Source organism: Stanieria cyanosphaera PCC 7437, from assembly GCF_000317575.1.
GTDB classification, from domain to species: domain Bacteria; phylum Cyanobacteriota; class Cyanobacteriia; order Cyanobacteriales; family Xenococcaceae; genus Stanieria; species Stanieria cyanosphaera.
Genome location: NC_019748.1, coordinates 1,597,659 through 1,617,910, shown reverse-complemented (window position 1 = coordinate 1,617,910; position 20,252 = coordinate 1,597,659). Strand labels below are relative to the sequence as shown.

Annotated in this window: 15 protein-coding genes, 1 tRNA gene and 1 pseudogene; 10 read left to right on the top strand and 7 right to left on the bottom strand. The window is 36.1% G+C overall.

Going from position 1 to position 20,252, the window contains the following annotated elements; genetic code table 11:
* Window positions 1-118 precede the first annotated feature (118 nt).
* A complete protein-coding gene (locus tag STA7437_RS07080) occupies window positions 119-2,512 on the top strand; it encodes an EAL domain-containing protein (RefSeq protein ID WP_245562082.1) in 2,394 nt (797 codons plus the stop codon).
* Window positions 2,513-2,576: 64 nt separating this feature from the next.
* Here STA7437_RS07080 and STA7437_RS07075 read toward each other — a convergent pair whose 3' ends face one another.
* The gene (locus tag STA7437_RS07075) at window positions 2,577-3,503 is read right to left on the bottom strand and encodes an FTR1 family iron permease (protein ID WP_041619844.1); all 927 of its coding nucleotides are present in this window, start codon (window positions 3,501-3,503) and stop codon (window positions 2,577-2,579) included.
* A 1,012-nt stretch (window positions 3,504-4,515) separates the two neighbouring features.
* Between STA7437_RS07075 and STA7437_RS24770 the strand changes: the two genes are divergently transcribed.
* Window positions 4,516-6,399, top strand: coding sequence for an ATP-binding protein (locus STA7437_RS24770; protein ID WP_015192691.1), 1,884 nt, complete (start codon window positions 4,516-4,518; stop codon window positions 6,397-6,399).
* On the opposite strand, the gene pgeF is transcribed toward STA7437_RS24770, so the two are convergent.
* Entirely contained in the window at window positions 6,376-7,209 is an 834-nt protein-coding gene (pgeF, locus tag STA7437_RS07065; protein ID WP_015192690.1) for a peptidoglycan editing factor PgeF, read from the bottom strand. The genes STA7437_RS24770 and pgeF overlap by 24 nt on opposite strands.
* Before the next feature lie 352 nt (window positions 7,210-7,561).
* Between pgeF and STA7437_RS07060 the strand changes: the two genes are divergently transcribed.
* Window positions 7,562-8,902, top strand: a complete 1,341-nt coding sequence (locus STA7437_RS07060) for a hemolysin family protein (RefSeq protein ID WP_015192689.1) — start codon at window positions 7,562-7,564, stop codon at window positions 8,900-8,902.
* On the opposite strand, the gene STA7437_RS07055 is transcribed toward STA7437_RS07060, so the two are convergent.
* Entirely contained in the window at window positions 8,899-9,846 is a 948-nt protein-coding gene (locus STA7437_RS07055; protein WP_015192688.1) for a phosphate ABC transporter substrate-binding protein, read from the bottom strand. The genes STA7437_RS07060 and STA7437_RS07055 overlap by 4 nt on opposite strands.
* 72 nt (window positions 9,847-9,918) lie before the next feature.
* A complete protein-coding gene (locus STA7437_RS07050) occupies window positions 9,919-10,998 on the bottom strand; it encodes a RuBisCO accumulation factor 1 (protein WP_015192687.1) in 1,080 nt (359 codons plus the stop codon).
* A gap of 180 nt (window positions 10,999-11,178) precedes the next feature.
* Between STA7437_RS07050 and STA7437_RS27655 the strand changes: the two genes are divergently transcribed.
* The gene (locus STA7437_RS27655) at window positions 11,179-11,979 is read left to right on the top strand and encodes a carbon dioxide-concentrating mechanism protein (protein ID WP_015192686.1); all 801 of its coding nucleotides are present in this window, start codon (window positions 11,179-11,181) and stop codon (window positions 11,977-11,979) included.
* Window positions 11,980-12,218: 239 nt separating this feature from the next.
* On the opposite strand, the gene STA7437_RS07040 is transcribed toward STA7437_RS27655, so the two are convergent.
* A complete protein-coding gene (locus tag STA7437_RS07040; RefSeq protein WP_150109044.1) occupies window positions 12,219-13,079 on the bottom strand; it encodes a phosphodiester glycosidase family protein in 861 nt (286 codons plus the stop codon).
* Window positions 13,080-13,519: 440 nt separating this feature from the next.
* On the opposite strand from STA7437_RS07040, the gene STA7437_RS07035 reads away from it, so the two are divergent.
* Entirely contained in the window at window positions 13,520-14,431 is a 912-nt protein-coding gene (locus STA7437_RS07035; protein WP_015192684.1) for an alpha/beta fold hydrolase, read from the top strand.
* A gap of 5 nt (window positions 14,432-14,436) precedes the next feature.
* On the opposite strand, the gene STA7437_RS07030 is transcribed toward STA7437_RS07035, so the two are convergent.
* Entirely contained in the window at window positions 14,437-15,621 is a 1,185-nt protein-coding gene (locus STA7437_RS07030) for an RNA-guided endonuclease InsQ/TnpB family protein (protein WP_015192683.1), read from the bottom strand.
* Window positions 15,622-15,672: 51 nt separating this feature from the next.
* On the opposite strand from STA7437_RS07030, the pseudogene tnpA reads away from it, so the two are divergent.
* Window positions 15,673-16,076, top strand: a pseudogene (gene tnpA, locus STA7437_RS07025) (IS200/IS605 family transposase).
* A gap of 409 nt (window positions 16,077-16,485) precedes the next feature.
* On the opposite strand, the gene STA7437_RS07020 reads toward tnpA, so the two are convergent.
* A tRNA-Ser gene (locus tag STA7437_RS07020) sits at window positions 16,486-16,572 on the bottom strand.
* Window positions 16,573-16,786: 214 nt separating this feature from the next.
* Here STA7437_RS07020 and STA7437_RS07015 point away from each other — a divergent pair.
* The 4 genes from STA7437_RS07015 (at window position 16,787) to STA7437_RS07000 (ending at window position 20,215) form a co-directional block, all read left to right on the top strand.
* A complete protein-coding gene (locus tag STA7437_RS07015; RefSeq protein WP_015192681.1) occupies window positions 16,787-17,152 on the top strand; it encodes a 2Fe-2S iron-sulfur cluster-binding protein in 366 nt (121 codons plus the stop codon).
* A 159-nt stretch (window positions 17,153-17,311) separates the two neighbouring features.
* The gene (locus STA7437_RS07010) at window positions 17,312-17,740 is read left to right on the top strand and encodes a thermonuclease family protein (protein WP_216087098.1); all 429 of its coding nucleotides are present in this window, start codon (window positions 17,312-17,314) and stop codon (window positions 17,738-17,740) included.
* Window positions 17,737-18,567 (top strand): inositol monophosphatase family protein, encoded by an 831-nt coding sequence (locus tag STA7437_RS07005; RefSeq protein WP_015192679.1) that lies wholly within the window; start codon window positions 17,737-17,739, stop codon window positions 18,565-18,567. Before STA7437_RS07010 ends, STA7437_RS07005 begins: the two co-directional genes overlap by 4 nt.
* Window positions 18,568-19,117: 550 nt before the next feature.
* Window positions 19,118-20,215 (top strand): PstS family phosphate ABC transporter substrate-binding protein, encoded by a 1,098-nt coding sequence (locus STA7437_RS07000; RefSeq protein ID WP_015192678.1) that lies wholly within the window; start codon window positions 19,118-19,120, stop codon window positions 20,213-20,215.
* The last annotated feature ends 37 nt before the right edge of the window (window positions 20,216-20,252 follow it).

Sequence of the window (20,252 nt, the reverse complement as noted above, 5' to 3'; positions counted from 1 at the left end):
TTTTAACAATTTTTTCATAAAGTCAACTTTTCTTTCGGGAAAAAAGAAGCAGTTTAAAAACATAGCTTTTATTTATATTTATTATGTTTTATTTTCTAGTTTATTAATAACGGGAATATTGATAGGAATTAGACAGTTAAGTGGCTTACAAATTTTGGAATTAATTGCTTATGATTATTTAGTTCGTTTTCAACAAAAAGATTATCTTGACCCAAGAATTTTAGTAGTAGAAATTACTGAATCGGACATTTATCAACAACAAAGATGGCCTATTTCAGATCAAACAATTGCCCAACTACTAGCAAAACTACAGCAGCATCAACCCAGAGTAATCGGTTTAGATCTATATCGAGATATTCCTTATTTTCCTGGGCGTCAAGCATTACAAGAGCAACTTCAAGCAGAAAATGTAATTGTTATTCAAGAATTAGGCAACACTAATAATACTGTTACAGCACCTTCTTTTATTCCCAAACGAAGAATTGGTTTTAATGACTTGCTTTTAGATGCAGACAGCATTTTTCGACGAAATTTAATGTATGTGCGTTTAGGAACAGAAGAAATTCCTTCCTTTTCTTTACAACTAAGTCTCAAATATTTAAGCGATCGCTCTGAGATAGAATTAAACTCCGATTCTCTAAAAATTGATGAGACTGTTTTAAATACTCTAGAAGCTGATTCTGGAGGATATCAGATGGCTGCCACAGAAGCAGTTGGATGGCAAATTTTACTGAATTATCCTTCTCCCAAGATTGCTCAAACAATTACTTTGACAGAAGTACTCAATGGTAAGTTTGACCCAAATTTAGTTAAAGATAAAGTAGTTTTAATTGGCACAACTGCCCCTAGTATTAAAGACTTCATCTATACTCCTTATCGAGGAAGTAAAGGTATTATGCCTGGGGTAATTGCCCATGCTCAAATGGTTAGTCAGATTTTACGACTTTTATCGAATCAAGAATCTCAATTTTGGTTTTTACCTCAATGGGTTGAAAGTGTTTGGATTTGGATGTGGTCAATTGCAGGAGGGGTTTTAGTTTGGCGATCGCGTTCGGTTTGGCATTTAGGGATAGCGATGATTGCTAGTCTAGGGAGTTTGTGGGGAATTTGTCTAGTTGCCTTTACTCAAGCTGGTTGGATTCCTTTTGTTCCATCAGCCTTGGCTTTTGTTATTACCAGTGGTGCAGTTTTAGCCTATAGAGTAGTTTATTCGATGTTATATGATTCCCTAACTGGTTTGCCTAACCGCAATTTGTTTACCAAACAATTAAAACAACTACATCAACGAAAATTGAATCAATCAGGCGGATTGATGGTAGTTTTTTGTCTCGATCTTGATCGCTTTAAATTAATCAATGACGGTTTAGGATATCAAGCAGGCGATCAATTATTGATTACTACTGCCCAACGTCTTCAGGCGCGTTTAAATCCTCAAAATCTTTTGGCACGGGTAGGAGGAGATGAATTTGCGATCGCGATCGATCATGTTACTGATGTTGAACAAGCTATCGACTTTGCCAAGCAATTAGAAAAACAACTAACTCTACCTTTTCAATTAAATAATCAAGATACTTATACTACAGTTAGTATTGGTATTGCTAGCGAAAAAATTGAGGCTCAATTTCAACCAGAAGATTTATTGCGATCGGCTCATACAGCAATGTATCAAGCTAAAGTATCGGGCAAAACTCGTCATGAAGTTTTTGCTACCAAAATGCAAGAACAAGCGTTAGCTTATTTAGAGTTAGAAGCAGATCTGCGTACAGCAATTGCTAATCAAGAATTTGAATTATATTATCAACCAATTGTTTCTTTAAACAGTGGCACAATTGTCGGATTTGAATCTTTGGTGCGTTGGCATTCTCCTCAACGAGGTTTTGTTTCACCAGCTAGTTTTATTCCTATAGCTGAAGAAACAGGATTAATTATTCCGTTAGGAAAATGGATTCTTCAACAAGCTTGTCTGCAAATGCAAATATGGCAAGCACAATTTTCTCACTGTCAATCTTTAACAATCAGTGTGAATCTTTCTGGGCGACAATTTTCTCAACCTAATTTAGTTGAACAGATTGAAGAGATTTTACAAATAACTAATCTCAATGCTCAAAGTTTAAAACTCGAAATTACTGAAAGCATGGTAATGGATGATGTGGAAGAGGCAATTATTTTGCTGAATCGATTAAAAGCTCTTGGTGTGCGTTTGAGTATGGATGATTTTGGGACAGGTTTTTCTTCTTTTAGCTATTTACATCGATTTCCGATGGACACGCTTAAGGTAGATCGTTCTTTTGTTAGCAATATGAGTAAAAGTGTTAAAAATCAAGCAATTGTTACTACTATTATTACTCTCGCTCACCAGCTAGAAATGGATGTGGTAGCTGAAGGAATTGAAACAGAAACAGAAATGAAAAGTCTTCAAGCTAAAAATTGTGAATATGGACAAGGATACTTTTTTTCTAAACCAGTTGATAGGGAACAGGCAACACTTTTAATTACTAAAACTCTTCAGTAATGGAGATAAGTAGGTGAGCAAAATTAATTGGATAGTTGAAAGATAAATTTTTGAATAAAATAGATTAATTTTGTAGTTTGGTTGTTTTTTTAGAATTAAATATTGGTTTGTTGGTTAAACTTTGCCAATAAGCTCCACCAACAGTTACTAAAAATAAAATATAAGCAATAACTTGTCCTAAATAAAGAGTTTGGCGATAACCAAATAAAGATTTTAAAATAATGCCAGGAAATTTTTGATCGGGTAAAAATTCAGTCCCGTCCCAAATTTTTGCACCTAAAATACAAGATTCATGATCAGCAAAACACCAGTTATGAGTAGAAAGCTGAGATAATAAAGCAACAGTAGCGTCAAGATGTTTGAGAACTCCTAAAACTAATCCACCAACAATTAATAATAAGAAAACTCCCATTATTTGAAAAAATAAACGAATATTAATCTTGACTCCTAAAGCAAAAAGCAAAATTCCCATGATAGTTGCTACAGTTAAACCTGCGATCGCTCCTAAAGCAGGTAAAGTCCACTGCTGTTGAAATTTGGCAACAATAAATAAAACTGTTTCAAACCCTTCTCGTAAAACTGCAATAAAAATCAGTAAAAAAATCGCTTTTCCCGCACTTTGATGGTTTAATGCTTGATTAATTACTCCTTCTACTTCACCTTTGAGAGATTTTGCCTGTTGAGTCATCCAGAGTAGCATCCAACTAAGCATCGCGATCGCAACTAAACCAAATATTCCTGCTAAACTTTCTTTGATGACTGGTGCATAAATGCCTCCGACTGACTCCATCTGTTGAATTGTCTTCGCTAAAAAAAATCCAACTGCAACACTGGCAGTAATCCCACCACCGATGCCTAAATAAACCCAACGATATAGTTGTGGTTGTTGAGCTTTTTGTAAACAAGCCATTACAATTCCTACTACTAAAGCAGCTTCAAAGCCTTCTCTAAGAGTAACAACAAAAGTAGGTAAAGCTGTAGTTAAATCTATCATGACAGTTTTTGTTAATTTTCAAGCGATCGCTCGTTGTTTCAGCGAAGCGAACCTCTCGCTAATTAATTTACAAAAATAATTCTTGAATATATACCATTAAGCGATAGAAATTTAATTTAAGTTAGAGTTTAGTCAATTTATTGAAAAATATGTTCAAAATTGACCGACTGCGATTAAATATTAAGTATTTATTTTTATTTATAATAATTTTTATCTTAACTTTACGAGGCAACACAAGTTTACCTATAGTTTGAATATAATACATTAATAAACATTAACTAAAAAGCTTTTTGTGAGATTTTATCTAATTTTAATCAAAGCTAAATTATACTTAAAAATCAGTAATTTTACCGAGGTAAGCTTTTTTTACGATTTGATAAGCTAAAAAGAATTAAAATACTCATTAAAGCCAAAAAATTGAATTGATCAGATTATTTTTTACATTAAATTTAGTGATTGAGAATTAATTGTTCAAAGATATTAATTATTATTGCCTAATTTTAAGAAATGTTCTCAAAAAAATTAGTATATAGCGGTGTTCTCAAATTAATGAGATACAGTTCATTTTCCTGGTTGAGCGTTGATACTTGAGACCTACGGTAGTGCGCTTCGCTTATGTTAATGGTTAATTATTCATCCCTCATAATTAGTAAAAAAATATTGTTTAATTATCAGAAAAATCTTTCAAAACATCATACAACAATCATAATTTTGACCAACAGTCAGAGTAGAGCTTGAATAGCTACAAAGATTTATTGAGTTTATCTTTCGGTTTCCTAAAAAATTCACAACAATTAATCAACCTTATGAATCAATATGGAGGATAATCCTGAAGGTCAAACTGTCTGACAATCATTTAAGCAAACAATCGAAAGAAATTCGTCTTTTCGAGTCGAATCAAGTTTGGCTCAAATTAAAAACTTATACTAATCGCATCAAACCACATAACTCTATCTGGGGGGATTTTGGCTGGAAAAAATTACCCCTGGCAGCCAAATTTACTATTGCTATGACTACTACAATTGTCATTACTGCAGTAGGGGTTACCACATTATTAATTGATTATCAGCAAAAAAATCTTCAAAAAGAATTAGAATTACAAGCAGAATTATTACTCAATACCTTAAATGTAGTTACAACAGAAAATTCATCTCCTCAAAAAATAGATTTGCTTAAAAAAATGCTTCGGGAATTGGGTAATCATAATTTAATTATTAGTGGTCAAATTTACAATGATCAAGGCAAACTAATTGCTGATACTTTGAATAAAAAAACAAACAATCTGTTTGGTCGACAACTTCTAAATAGTAAAAATATTGTTTTAGTTTGGCAATCAGATCGATTATTAGCAGGAAAAACAATAACATTTGAAGGTCAAACTTTGGGTGCGGTAAGTGTAGATTTATCTACAATGCCTCTCGGTCAAAAAATGTCGATGATCCGTAATCAAGGCATTGCGATCGCTTTAGTTGCTTCTAGTTTAGGTTTTTTAGTTACTATTTTGCTCAGTCGTTTGCTCACAAAACCTCTTAAGCACATGAGTTTGGTTACTCATAAAATGGCTGAGGGAGATTTAAGACAGCAGATTAATATTAATAGTCAAGATGAACTAGCGGTATTGGCAGATTCTTTTAATAGTATGACTGCTCAACTACGAGAATCAATTCAAGATTTAGAACAACAAACCGAATATCTACAACGAAGTGAGGGGAAAAATCGAGCTTTACTAAATGCTATTCCTGATCTAATGTGGCTTCTTAAAGAAGATGGCACAGTAATAGATGTTAGAGAAAATCAGAATAGTAACTCATTCCTCCTGAAAAACAATTCAATTGGCAAAACCATCTCAGAAATTTTTCCAAGTGCGATCGCACAAAAGTTTTGGCAAGCTTTGCAACAAGCTTTACAAACTTCGGAAATACAAATCTTTGAATATGAATTATTCGAGCAAGCTCAACCACAATATTTTGAAGTTAGAATTGTTCTCAGTTTAGAACATGAAGCTTTAGCCATCATTCGCGACATTACTGCTAATAAATTGGCGCAAGAAGAATTACAACAAGCTAAAGAAGCTGCTGAAGCTGCTAGTATTGCTAAAAGTAGATTTTTGGCTAATATGAGCCACGAATTGAGAACTCCCCTCAATGGTATTTTGGGTTTAAGTGAATTACTGAAAATAGATGCAGAAGAATGTGGCTATACAGATTTTATTCCCGATCTACATCAAATTCAAAAATCTGGAATGCATTTATTGACTTTGATTGAAAATATCTTAGATCTTTCTAAAATTGAAGCAGGTAAAGGATCAATCTATTCAGAAAGTTTCGATTTAGCTGCTTTACTGACGGAAGTTCACGCTTTAATATTGCCGGTTGTCAACAATAACAATAACGTGATCACGATGATATTTGATGATCGTTTAGGAATGATGTTCAGCGATCGCAAACGAGTTAAACAGATTTTATTAAATATACTGAGTAACGCAGCTAAGTTTACCCATCAAGGCACAATTACTTTATCGGTCTGTCGAAAAACTAGAATGAGTTTACCTTCTGTAGTTAATTTTAAAGCAAGCGGTTTTGAATCTGAGCTTAATAGCAACCTTGAAGATCAATCCTTTCAAATTTCTGATTGGATAATTTTTAAAATCAGTGATACAGGAATTGGCATGAGTGCCGAACAAATGAAAAAAGTATTTCAACCTTTTAGTCAAGCGGATGATAGTACAACCAAAAAATATGGAGGTACCGGATTAGGACTAGCAATTTGTAAAAGTTTTTGTGAAATGATGGGTGGAAATATCACAGTTGAAAGTCAAGTAGATCGAGGTTCAACTGTAACTTTTTGGCTTCCTGCGATCGCAGAAAAATCACCCATAACTAACAATACCTGACCATTGAACCTGTTTGTTATTAGTACGACGATAAGAAAAGAAATAATCTGGTTGCTGATAGGTGCAATAAGGCGCGATCGCAATTTGTTCGGGGTCTATTCCCAATTGTTCTAGTTGAATAGCATTAACTCTTCTTACATCTAAACGAACTCGACCAGGCTCAGAATCATCTAAAATGGGGGAATCGGGTAAGTTTTGCAAAGCAATTAACATCTCTTCGGTTGTTTTGGCTTCTTCTGAAGCAATAATACTTGTACCTACTTCAGCAGCTACGTATTCTGTGACTTGATAAACTTCACCTGAAATAGCTGGTCCCATCGCAATCCGCAGATTTTCTAACGAACTACCATGAGTTACCAAACGAGCGATCGCTTCAACTACAATTCTTTGTGCTGTACCACGCCAACCAGCATGAATTGCAGCTACTTTGCCTGTCACTACATCACCAATCAAAACAGGATTACAATCGGCACTAGCTACCCAAACCGCTTGAGTAGTGCGATCGCTTAACACACCATCTGCACCAGGTAAAGATTCTTGTAAATTAGCTTTGTTTTTGGCTGCTAAAATTTCTGTCGGTGTCAGTATTTGGTTGCCATGAATTTGTTTAACTCGATGCACAGTTGCTTCGGAATTTAAGATACTGACTAAATTTTCTGGAATACGAGGATAAAATTGTTGAGTAAAAAACCCATGTTGCCATTGTTGCAATAAACCACAAGTTAAATAAGGTAATCCTTCCCAATCACGCCATTGCCAATCAGAATTAAGAGTTTGAGTCTGAGAAATAATTGAAAAAGATACCACCACTAATACCTCGTCTTATTCGCTGATCTATCCTAATCCCAAATTTACGCTTCCGTCTCTAATCAAATTTTTTTCTCAGGTTAAATAATCTAATTTGGGTCTTTAAATACTACTTTGACAACACTGTCTTTTTTGGCTAAATTAGCTATCATTAATTTGTTTATTTACTCTGTAGCGCAAGCTCTTTACTGATTTCTCTTTCTATTAATGGTTTAAGCGTTATCTTGTTTTTAAACGGATTGTGATCGATTTAAAAAATATTCTGATTAAAAATGGCAGTTAAATTATTTAAGCATGATGTACGCTAAGAAAATATACAAGCTATGTATCGATAGCGATATGATAGGAATAGAGAATGTCTGCCTTTGCTCTTGAAATTCTCTTCATTATTTTACTAATCGTTGCCAACGGTTTATTTTCCGGTTCGGAAATTGCTGTGGTGTCTTCTCGCAAAGTTCGTTTAGAGCAAATGGCAAATCGAGGTAATGCTAACGCTAAAGCTGCACTTAAATTAGCAAATTCTCCCAATGATTTTTTGTCTACAGTACAAATTGGAATTACTTTAATAGGAATCCTTAGCGGTGCGCTTGGTCAAGCAACGTTAGCTCAAAGAGTGAAGCTTTTTTTTGATTTTATTCCTTTTTTAAAGCCTTATAGTGAAGAAATTAGTGTGGCTGTCGTTGTAACTCTGATTACTTATTTTTCTTTATTAATTGGAGAATTAGTTCCAAAACGATTAGCTTTAAACAATCCTGAAAAAGTTGCTTGTTCGGTAGCCAAACCGATGCGTTTACTATCGACTATTACTGCACCATTAGTTTATTTACTCGGAATTTCTACTAATGCATTATTGAGGTTACTCGGAATTCAACCAGAAGCAGAATCTGCTGTAACAGAAGAAGAAATTAAAGTATTAATCGAACAAGCTACTCAGTCTGGTACTTTTGAAGAATCAGAACAAGAAATAGTTGAACGAGTCTTTCGTCTCAGCGATCGCCCTATAAAAGCTTTCATGACTCCTCGATTTGAAATTGCTTGGCTTAATTTGAATGCACCTTTAGAAGATACTCAACGTCGCATCATTGAAAATAACTATTCACGTTTTCCTGTCGGAGAAGAAAGTTTAGATAAATGTTTGGGAATTGTTCGTGGTAGTAAATTTTTGGCTGCTTGTATACAAGGAAAAGCAATCGATCTCGGTACAATGCTGGAGTCTCCTTTATTTATTCCAGAAAATACGCCTGCTTTAAGAGTTTTGGAAGAGTTTAAATCAACTGGCATTCATATGGCGATCATTACTGATGAATATGGAGATATTGAAGGATTGGTCACCCTAACGGATTTAATGGAAGCTATAGTTGGTGGCATTTCCTCTTCCGAAGATCTTGAAGAACCAATGATTATTCAGCGCGAGGATGGTTCTTGGTTATTAGATGGTTTACTTTCAATCGATGAAGTCAAAGATTTGTTGGATAAACAATGGTTAGCTGAAGAAGAAACTGGCGACTATCATACCTTGGGGGGATTTATGACGACTGTGCTTAAACATATCCCTAAGTCTGGAGAGTATTTTGAATGGCAAGGGGTACGATTTGAAATTGTCGATATGGATGGCATGAGAGTGGATAAGGTTTTAGTAACTTTATTACCAACACCAGAACAATCACCAGAAAATATAGATAACTTAAATAATTAATTTTTAGTGTTGATGATAGTTTCTTGTCCTTGTGGCGAAAGAACATACTCCAAAAACGCTCTTACTTGAGAAGAAGGAGGATAAAGATATGCATAAGAAAAAGTTCTTTGATAAGGATAGTTAATAGCTTCGGGAGTTAAACCATCTATTGCCACCGTTCTAATAGTTCTTTGATTAACTACTTGTCTATAAGTTGCATAACTAATGCCATCGCTAGCTAAAGCTCTCAAAATTGGTGTGGTTGCATCCCTTTCCATTGTAATGAAGTTGTGCGATCGCCCAAAATTTTCACCTTCTAGAACAACTTCTTGAAAGATTTGACGAGTACCACTAATCTCGGGTCGATTAATTACTTTAATCGGATGATTTGCTCCTCCTAATGCCGACCAGTTAGTAATTTTGCCCTGAAAGATTTCCCTTACTTGATTTTTAGTTAAACTACGGCGAAAAGAATTATTATTTCCTACGACAATAGCAATCTCGTCTTGAGCAATAGGCACTGTTGCTAAACCTTGATTTTGTTCTTCAACAGTTAAGAAACGAGACATAGCTGCTAGATCTATCTGTCTCGACTGAAGTAATTTTATTCCTTGATTTGTTCCTTGAGCATTAGTTATTACTTTTATTCCTGCAAATTGTTGTTCAAAACGATTTTTCAACGCTTGATTAATTTGCACCATACTAGTAGAACCGTTAATCTTAATTGTTGTTCCTTGAGGAACATTAATAGATGAGCCAAAAGTTGTTTGAGGAGCAGAAACAGGAGTTGTATTTTGATTGTTAATGTTTGGTTTTTTTTGAATATTGTTATTATTTATAGTAGAATTTGAATTCTTGAAATTAAAACTATATTTATTAGTCAACCACCAAAAACTTGTGCTAAGAATTCCTGCGAGTAGCAATAGAGCTAAAATCACAGAAATATTATCGTTTTTCTGAAACATAATTACAGTAATTCAGCATCCAAAATTGGTAATTCAGAATTAAGCAAGTAGATCTTAACAATTAACTAAAGTTTAATCATCCATTTGCCAAGGTTCAGTTAAATTATTTTCATCAAAAATGTTTTTTGGACGCAGAATTAACACCAACTGTCCGACAATCAGTAGATCGGGTTTATTTTCAAACCATTGAATTTCTAATTTTTCGTCTATTTCTACGACAAAATAACTTTGGTTATTCCATTCTTGCTCGGCTCGATCTACGATAATTAATACTTCTTCTACTTTTCCTGACAAAGCTTTCGGTAAGCGATCGCTTTTGGACAAATAACCCACAGGATCTTTAGCTTTGAGTAATGCTTGCCAACCAGGTACGGGAACAAACGTACCAGATTGAGAAATTTGAATACTACGAAAAGGCTCTTGAATTTCAATCGGTTTAACGGCTTCAAGCTCTTGATGAGTTATAGGATACGAACCTGCTAAGGGAATGATACAAGGTAACTCACTATCTGATTCCAGACGATAAACAGGCAAAAGAGGAGCGGTTTTACTAGGAACAACAGTAAAATCATTTAAAAGCTGTTCTATTGCTGCTCTAGCTTGCTGAGAATGAGCAAATTTTAAACCTTGAGCGATTAAACGAGATCTTTCTTGTAAATCTTTCTTTTGTCGCGCTCGTTTCCAACATAAATAAGCAACTGCATCACCAGGATGATTAGTAAAATCTTTTGGGAGTTGAGCTAAACTAGAAACTTCTTTAACTGCACGAGCAACTTCATGCGCTCCATCAACATCTAAATTCTTTTCATAAGCTAATTGGGCTGCTGCTACACGTTGTGATTGATTAAGAACACGAAATTCGTATAAAACATCACTTTTAGGCCCTTGATAGTATTTTAAAATAGCCTCATCTGTTTGGGCTTGAGCAACACTTTCATAGACTTGAGCAGCCACAATCACTAAATTCTGCTGACTGCCTTGAAATCCAGTTTCTTCAAAGATTTTTTGGGGACTATACCCTGCTTTTTGTAACTGCTGAGAAGTTTTGCCCCAATCAACCCAATTACCTTCTTTATGCAAAAGCGATCGCATTAACTCCTGGGCTTGTGCTTCAGACAGTTGGACTGGGCTGTTTTGAGGTAAATTAGTCATAGTTTTACAACCTAGCAAGCAGAAATTATTCAGATATCAGTTTCTCATATCTATTATTAGTTTTATAAAATTAAATTCAGCAGATAATTTTCAGCATTTATTTATTTTTCTGACTAAACTATGTATAAGGGAAATACTACCTAGAATTAATGGCATTGTTATAGAGGAAAGAGAAACTGAATGACTGACCTAGATTTACGGAGGCAGAGAGTTACTACCCAAAGACGATATCAACAACAGCAACAACACCCCTTTCAAGATAGCGCGCTTGGTTTAGTCTCTACTAAAAGTTTTCCCGCCATTGTTGGTACAGCAGACATGATGCTGAAATCCGCAGAAGTGACGATGGTGGGTTATGAAAAAACTGGCAGTGGACATTGTACTGCTGTTGTGAGGGGAAATATTTCTGATGTACGTTTAGCGGTAGAAGAAGGAGCGAAAACTGCCGAAAAATTTGGTCAATTAGTCTCTAAGTTGGTAATTGCTCGTCCTATGCCCAATTTAGAAGCGGTTTTTCCTATTGGTTCTCATTTAGTCGAATTAGTACAAAAAAGACGTGGTTATAGTCGTCTCAGCAATCGTTCGATTGGTTTAATTGAAACTAGAGGTTTTCCTGCGATGGTAGGTGCTGCGGATGCCATGTTGAAATCGGCAGATGTACAGCTAGCTTCTTACGAAAAGATCGGTGATGGTTTATGTACCGCAATCATTCGTGGTACAGTAGCCAATGTTGCTGTCGCGATCGATGCAGGCATGGAAGCAGCTGAAAGAATTGGGGAACTACACGCTGTAATGATTATTCCTCGATTACTAGAAGACTTAGAACATATTCTACCTGTATCTAGTTACTGGATTGATGAACCTGAACCTTTACCAGTACTATTACCCAATACAGTTAAGGAAAAAGAAGTTTTGGAATTACCTCAAGCGGATACCAAACCCATGCCTCTGAAAAGAATTGTTGAAATCGAAGAGCTTTAATTAGTTGCTCAGTCTTTGTGTCATGGTGAGGCAACGAAGCATCTAACTAATTCAGTCTCTGCGTCATGGTGAGTTAAGAAAGCATCTCTCATACTATCCTTCTTATGTCACTCTCTTAATTCAAGTAGTAACAAATCGAGAAAATTATCCCAAAAGAAAAAATGGCCGAAATTGATTCATGGTACATTTAGCTAGTTTGCGAGAATTAGTCTTAATTGTGTTGATTTGCAATTTAGTAATTAACGTACGAGAATAACAGATTTGATTGGTCGTTGAATTTGGTTTCCTTCTGAATCTAATCTTCCGTAAACAGTTTTCCCATCATAATAGAGAGAAGCTGAACTTCCGCCATCCAAATTCATTGCTTTTTCTACACCGAGGGTAGTTAAAAAATCAGCTAATTGTTCTAAAGACATTCCAGAGTTGGTAGGAGATTCAGGTTTTTGTGCTACCAATGCTAGAATAAGATCTCCATTGTTTGTAAGAGCGATCGCACTTCTGGCATTGAGTTGAGTAGTACCGATCGCATCACGAATTTTTTCTTCTGCTTGATAATCGGTAAAACCTTCTTCAAAAGCCGTATTTTGAGGTAAAATTTGGGGTCCTCCACCAATAGCATCAATTAAAACACAACCGTTAGGAATATCATCTTGATGAAAAGTAATATCGTAGCGAAATCGATGAGAACAAATGTAGCGACGAAATTCTGTGCGATTTAAAATTTTGTCAAGATAAGGTTGCAAGTCAGGATTTTTAATTAATCTTTCATTGGTACGAGGATCGGCGACTAACTTGCCTTGGCGAGTAATATAAGAAGTAGTTTTTTGATTTTTCGGATCGAAATAACCAGCATTAATTACTGCGATCGCTTTATGTTGAGTAGCAAAGGTTTCAATTGATTGAAGTTCGGGCGCAACTTCTGGATAAACTTTAAAGTTACTATCATGAGGAATAATGATCGTATGAACGATACTATTGCCTTGTTCAGTAGTATCATAGCGGATTTGTGAAGGAGAATTGCTGATAGATTGGGAATAAACACCAGAAGCTAATAAAAATCCGAAACTAATTACCATCAAACAAAAGAATTTCTTGTTCACTACTTCGCTTCTCCTTTTCACCGATAATTAGCTCTATTAAAACAATTATTAGTCAACAGTCAACAGTTATCAGTAAAAAGTAGTTGTTAATTTAGTTGAGCATTTTAATCTTATATATTGGCAATTGATTCTTTGATTAGTAGTTTTTGTTAACTGAGTGGCATTTTAAAGATTAGAATCATTAATATTCATAAAAAAACGATTAAGTAACTTCTGCCTCGATGCGCTTGTGTCCTTTGAGAAGGGGCTATATGCACGAGGTTTCCTCAAAAACTTGTACGCCCCGTGAAACCTCAAAGGCGGTCGCATCGCTGCCTTTTGAAGATAACTTATGTTCACAAATTAAATAGAATTGTTATATAGCTCAATATCAACTTAATTTGATTCACTCAAAAATATTAGATTAAAACAAAACTTAATTAAATTATTTAGCAAAGTCGATGTCATCTTCTTCAAATAATTACTCTTGGAAAAACTTTGATTGCGCCTATCAATTTTACCCTTCTCAACACCAACAATCAGAGAATTTAGCTTTATTACTAATTCATCCCATTGGAGTGGGTTTATCGGGAGTTTTTTGGCAACGTTTTATTTCAGCTTGGCAACAACAAGAACAATCTTATTCAATTTACAATCCTGATTTGTTAGGCTGTGGTAAAAGTGAAATGCCTCATTTAGCCTATTTTCCTGAAGATTGGGCAGCCCAACTCAAGTATTTTCTAGAAACAGTTGTTAAGCAACCTGTAGTTTTAGTCGTGCAAGGAGCATTATTTCCTGTAGCGTTGGAGTTAGTCAACGATCCTATGCAACCTAATTATATTAAAGGTTTAGTTTTATCAGGTCCTCCGGCGTGGAAAATTATGACGGAAGCTGGTAAACCTCTGCAACAAAAAATACTTTGGAATCTTTTGTTTGATTCTCCTGTTGGTAATCTTTTTTATCGTTATGCCCGTCGTCGTAAATTTTTGCAGTCTTTTTCTACTCGTCAATTGTTTGCCGAAGCAGAAGCAGTCGATCCTAATTGGTTAGATTTTTTGCAAGCAGGGGCTAAAAATTTGGATAGTCGCTATGCAGTCTTTTCTTTTTTAGCTAGTTTTTGGCGCAAAGATTATACTAAAAAAATTCAAAGCATTTCTCAACCTACTTTAGTTGTCTTCGGAAACGAAGCTTCTAGTATCAGTCGTGAAGGTTTGGCAGAAACTCCACAACAAAGATTAGATTTGTACTTAAATAATTTACCATCAGGTCAAGGCAAAATTATCCCAGGACGAAATGTTTTACCTTATGAATCTACCAAGGAATTCGTTGCTGTAGTGAAGGATTTTGTTCGTCAGTTATCTATACTTATTTGACATACTCACTGGGCTGAAGCCACAGTGATTCTTGACACTTCATCGAGTCCTGCCAGCGAACTGGTCCTACAGTCTCTCTGCGTCCGTTTAAGGTCGTGGCAATGCCCTATCCCGACCATTTCTATATTTTTTGCTGCATTTTCGTCTCTGTCTTGCTCTATACCGCAACTCAAACAGACTACAAAACGTACTGAAAGATCGATCTTCCCCCACCTGAACCCACAGTCACAGCAAACTTGGCTAGTCGGTTGCCATCTATCAATCGTTTGAAATGTCCGACCAGACTTTTCCGACTTAGCTTCACACAAATTTCTAAACTCTCGCCAGCCTTGCAAACTAATCGCTCTGGCTAATCGACGATTCTTAACCATTCCTGACACATTTAAATCTTCCAAAACAATCACTTGGTTGTCGTTAACTGTTTTAGTCGATAGTTTATGTAGAAAATCTTTCCGAGTCTCGGCAATCCGATTATGCAGTTTGGCAATTTGAAGACGAGTCTTATTTCTCCGTTTAGAGTCCTTTTGTTGGCGTGCTAACTTCTTCTGTAGTTTGCGAACTTTACGATTCTGTTTCGAGTAGTCGGGGCTTGTTGCCTTAAAGCCATTGCTCATCACAGCAAACGTTTTGATACCCAAATCAATTCCAATACTTTGATTTTTAGCCTCAACTTGATTAGGTACAACCTCAACTACAAAGCTTAGAAAATAGCGTCCAGCACAATCTTTAATCACAGTTACAGAACTTGGATGTGAGGGAAGTTCTCTAGACCAAACTGGCTTTAAATTACCAATCTTAGCTAAATAGACTTCACCATCAGAAACCTTAAAAGCCGTATTGGCAAAGGTTGCTGACTGGCGACTCACTTTCTTCTTAAATTTAGGTGAGCCTACTTTGCTGCCTTTTCTCTTTCCATTTCTGGACTCGAAAAAGTTCTTGTAGGCAGTGTCTAATTGTCTTAAGGATTGCTGCAATGGGACAGAAGAAACCTCCCTTAACCATTCTCTTGTTTCGAGTCTTTTGGTTTGAGTCAACCTGGCAGCAAGCTTGTTATACCCTGGCAGCTTTTCCGACTCCTTGCAGAAAGCTAAGGCATCATTCCAGACAACTCGAACACAGCCAAACAGTTGAGCTAAACTCACCTGTTGTTGGATGGTTGGGTAAAATCTGTATTGATATCGAGCTTTCATCGCTTATAATAAGATTGGTCTGTGATTCGATTATACATTGGTCTGTTAAAAATGACAACTCAACTTCGCCAGGAAAGACACAGCGTATCTGACCTTAAGATTCACTTGGTCTGTGTAATTAAATACCGTAGGTCGATTCTAACGGCTGAAAGCCTGAGCGTAATTGAGAAATCTTTTGCGGAAGTTGCGCGAAAGATGAATTTCAAAATTCTGGAATTTAATGGAGAATCTGACCATATCCATGCGCTCATTGAGTTTCCTCCAAAGTTGTCTGTATCGCAGATGGTTAATGCTTTAAAAGGAGTCTCTAGTCGTCGCTATGGTCAAGCAGGGTTTAAAAAGCCTTACGGAAAGGACGCTCTGTGGAGTCTAAGCTACTTCACTTCAACCGTATAGGCGGCGCACCTCTTGGAGTCTTAAAGAAATACATTCAAAAGCAAGAAAAGCCCTGCTAGAAGCACGGGGTTTTAAACCCAAAATTTTCGATAAGTAAGCTGTAAACTTGAAGTGGATGGAGAAAAAAGTGTTGCTCGTAATCTTATTTCTGAATCCTTATAGCTTAATGCGATCGCTCTTCTAACTTGCAGATTCACTTCTACCTTGATATCCCGTCTATTCTATTTGACATAATGACCAGTCTATGTTCTAAATCATGGTCATTTTTACTATCTCGTTGGTTGGACAAGGGCAAGGAAACCTCAGAGTCCCCCAAAGATTTTACAAGTTAGACATGACTTTGAAGAGTGGATGAAGACTCTTTTTTTTGTTTTTGGGAGAGATAAAGTGTCGGTAATTGAGCGGATATCGTAACGGAAAAATTTCGTTCGATGTTGAAAAGCCCGACTATCAGAGAAAAGTTTGAAACGGAGAGGGAGGGATTCGAACCCTCGAACGAGTCACCCCGTTACAGCATTTCCAGTGCTGCGCCTTCGACCACTCGGCCACCTCTCCAGGTGTCGCGATTTACCATTATACATGGCAACGTAAGTTTTTCAAACTATTAATAAATTCTTTTTTGTTGATAGACTACACATGGCAGAGTTAAAGAGAGACAAAGTTGAAGCAGACGAAGAATTGTAGAATAACTTAGTTAGTTTCTTTAACTTCAGAAATTTTTAACTTCCAGCTAAATTTCAACAATTACAATCAAACTTAAAATTAACTAATGAAATCTCATAAAATTACTGTCCACTATCGTCAACAAGGAAAAATCTATACTGTAGAAGTTCCTGAAGACGAATATATTTTACAGACGGCGGAAAAACAGGGTGTAGAACTACCTTTTTCTTGTCGTAATGGTGCTTGTACCAGTTGTGCTGTCAGAATTAGCTCTGGAGAAATCGAACAACCTGAAGCAATGGGATTATCACCCAAATTAAAAAAACAAGGTTATGCTTTATTGTGTGTGAGCTATCCTCGTTCAGATCTAGTCGTAGAAACCCAAGATGAGGATGAAGTGTACGAACTTCAGTTTGGGCGTTATTTTGGTAAAGGAAAAGTTCGAGTGGGTTTACCTTTGGATGAAGATTAAATAAATTTGACTCGAATGCTTTTGAGCCACAAAGAGGAAATAAGCGTAGATTTAATGAATTTTTTGGCGAAAATCTGTCTAATTTGTTGTTGCTGTTTCTGGTTATGTAGCTGTCAAAATTCTGATTTACCTTCAACTATTAAGGCTAAAGTAAAACGGGTGGTAAGCGGACAAACCATTGAAGTATGGTTAACTCAAGCAGACCATTTTAAGTCAAAAGAAACAGTCAGAATCATTGGTATTAATGCCCCAGATTTGCAGCAATCTCCTTGGGGAAAAGCAGCCCAACAGAGACTCAAGCAATTAATCAGCCCAAATGTTTCTGCTTCATCAATTCAATTAAAGCTTGAAAAAAAAGATCCTTTTAATCGTTATTTAGCTCATATTTGGCATGATAAAACTTTAATTAGCGAGCAATTAGTTAAAGAAGGATATGTTTTAGCTGATACTAATTATCCCAATCAATACAGTCAGCGTCTTTGGTATGCACAAGAATATGCTCGTTTAATGGGTTATGGGATTTGGAATCCTCAACAACCGATGCGAGAATCTCCTGAGCAATTTCGTTCTCAACAAACTAAATCATGAGCCAAAATTCCATTCAACAATTACAAATCTTTTTAGATATCGCTACCGAAGCAGTTATGACTGCTGGAGTCGTTTTACAAAATAATTGGAATAAGTTAGAGGAGATTGAAGAAAAAGGTAAACCTGGAGATTTGGTTACCGAAGCTGATAAACAAGCAGAAAAAGCAATTATTCAAGTTTTAAATCGTCATGTTCCTGAACATAGTATTTTGGCAGAAGAATCGGGAAAACTAGGTGCAATCGAAAGTGAATATCTTTGGGCGATCGATCCTTTAGATGGTACAACTAATTATGCTCATGGTTATCCTGTGTCTGCCGTTTCGGTTGGGTTAATGATTGATGGTGTTCCTCAAGTAGGAGCGGTATATAATCCTTTTCGTAATGAATTATTTCGCGCTGCTAAAGGCTTGGGTGCGAGTTGCAATCGTCGTCCAATTCAGGTTTCTCAAACTCAAGAATTAAGTAAAAGTCTGCTAGTAACGGGGTTTGCTTACGATCGCAGAGAAACAACGGATAATAATTATGCTGAGTTTTGTTATCTGACTCATCTCACTCAAGGCGTGCGTCGTAGTGGTTCGGCTTCTTTAGATTTAACTGATGTTGCTTGTGGTAGATTAGATGGTTATTGGGAAAGAGGGCTTAGTCCTTGGGACATTACTGCTGGAATTGTAATTGTTGAAGAGGCTGGCGGAAAAGTAACGGCTTATGATGGTAGTGAAATTCAGCTTAATTCTGGGCGAATTTTAGCGACTAATGGTCACATTCATCAAAGTTTGAGCCAAGCTCTTTTAGAAACTCCCTCTTTAGCTAGTTGGCAAGCGAATTAAAACAATCACAGCAATCTTCTAAAAGAGTGTGAACATAAGTTGTTGTCAAAAGGCAGCGATGCGACCGCCTTTGAGGTTTCACGGGGCGTACAAGCTTTCGAGGAAACCTCGTGCATACAGCCGTTTCTCAAAGGACGCAAGCGCATCGAGGCAGAAGGACGGAGGCAGAAGTATTTGAGCCTAATTAAAACCTTTGATTAAAAGTATGTTTTGGTAATCGGATTTAGTATGATTCGCTAGTTGATGCTTCGTGTCAAGTATTCTTTTGCTGGTAAAGCTATAATAACCAATACAAACTAGATTTAAATTGCTTTTCAAGCTTAAAACATTCAAAATAAAAGCTTAATATTAAACCTTAAAAATGAGCTTAAATTAATATATTTTGAGAATACATTTGAGCTAATTTGTCACAAAAATTTGGTGGCAATTTTGAGGTGATAGAACTTATTCATGCCAATCTCTTCAATGGTCAAAACTGAATATCTATCGAAATTAAGATTGAAACAAGGCTATTTATTTTAAAATATTTTATCGTGCCACAAAATAAATCATGAATAAACTAAGCAAAGACGCAACTCTGCTTTTAAAAGGTTTAATTATTGGTAAAGTATTAACACTAGTAGTAGTTGGTGGATTTTTCTGGTGGTTTTGGTCGCGTTTGGGACAACAACAAAATCTTGTCGCTTCTAGAAATACAAGTTCAGAGAATACTTCTTCTATTCTCAAATCTCAAGCAGTTACCAACATTCCAATCGGTTCATTTAATTACGGTGGTAGTCCAGCATGGGCTCCAATTCGACAGACAATCGATTCTCAAATTCAAGCTACCTATCCTGAATTGCAATTGCGCTATGTAAATCCTGTTAATGCTAATCCTAGTTCAAGTTCGGGCATTGAGATGTTACTCAACGGAGAGTTAGACTTTGTTCAGTCGACACGCCCTGTAACTAAACAAGAACAAACTCTTGCTCAACAACAAGGCTTTTCTCTTCAGGAATACCCAGTTGCCATAGATGGAGTAGCAGTGGTAGTTAATCCAGCTTTAAAAATCACCGAAGGATTAACTGTTAAACAACTAAAGCAAATTTTTACGGGAAAAATCAACAATTGGAGTGAAATAGGAGGAAATGATCTTGCCATTGTTCCCTTTGCAGTTCCTGAAAAAGATGCAGAATCGGTAATTTTTGCCTCATCTAATGAGTCAGAAAAAACCTCATTGGGGCAAGAGGTACAATACGTCAACTCTACTACTGAAGCAATTCGCAAGGTTAGTAAAACTCCAGGTGGAATTTATTTTGCTTCGGCAAAGACACTCATTCCTCAGTGTACTGTTAAACCTTTAGCTTTAGGTTACAGTAGCGATCTCTTAATAACTCCCTATAATGAGCCGTTAATTTCACCACAACAGTGTCCTGGTTTACGAAATCAAGTTAATACAGAAGTCTTTGAAGATAATACTTATCCGATAACCAGAAAAATGTATGTAATTGTCAAAGAAGATGGAAGTTTGGCGCAGCAGGCAGGAGAAGCTTATGCAAAGCTTTTACAAACTCAAACCGTTCAAAATGCGATCGCACAAGCTGGATTTGCTAGTTTGAATCGATCAAAAGAAGTTGCTGAAGAAAATTCAACAGAAGCTAGTCAATAACAGCAAAATTGTCAAAAAAACACACTTTTACTCTCTG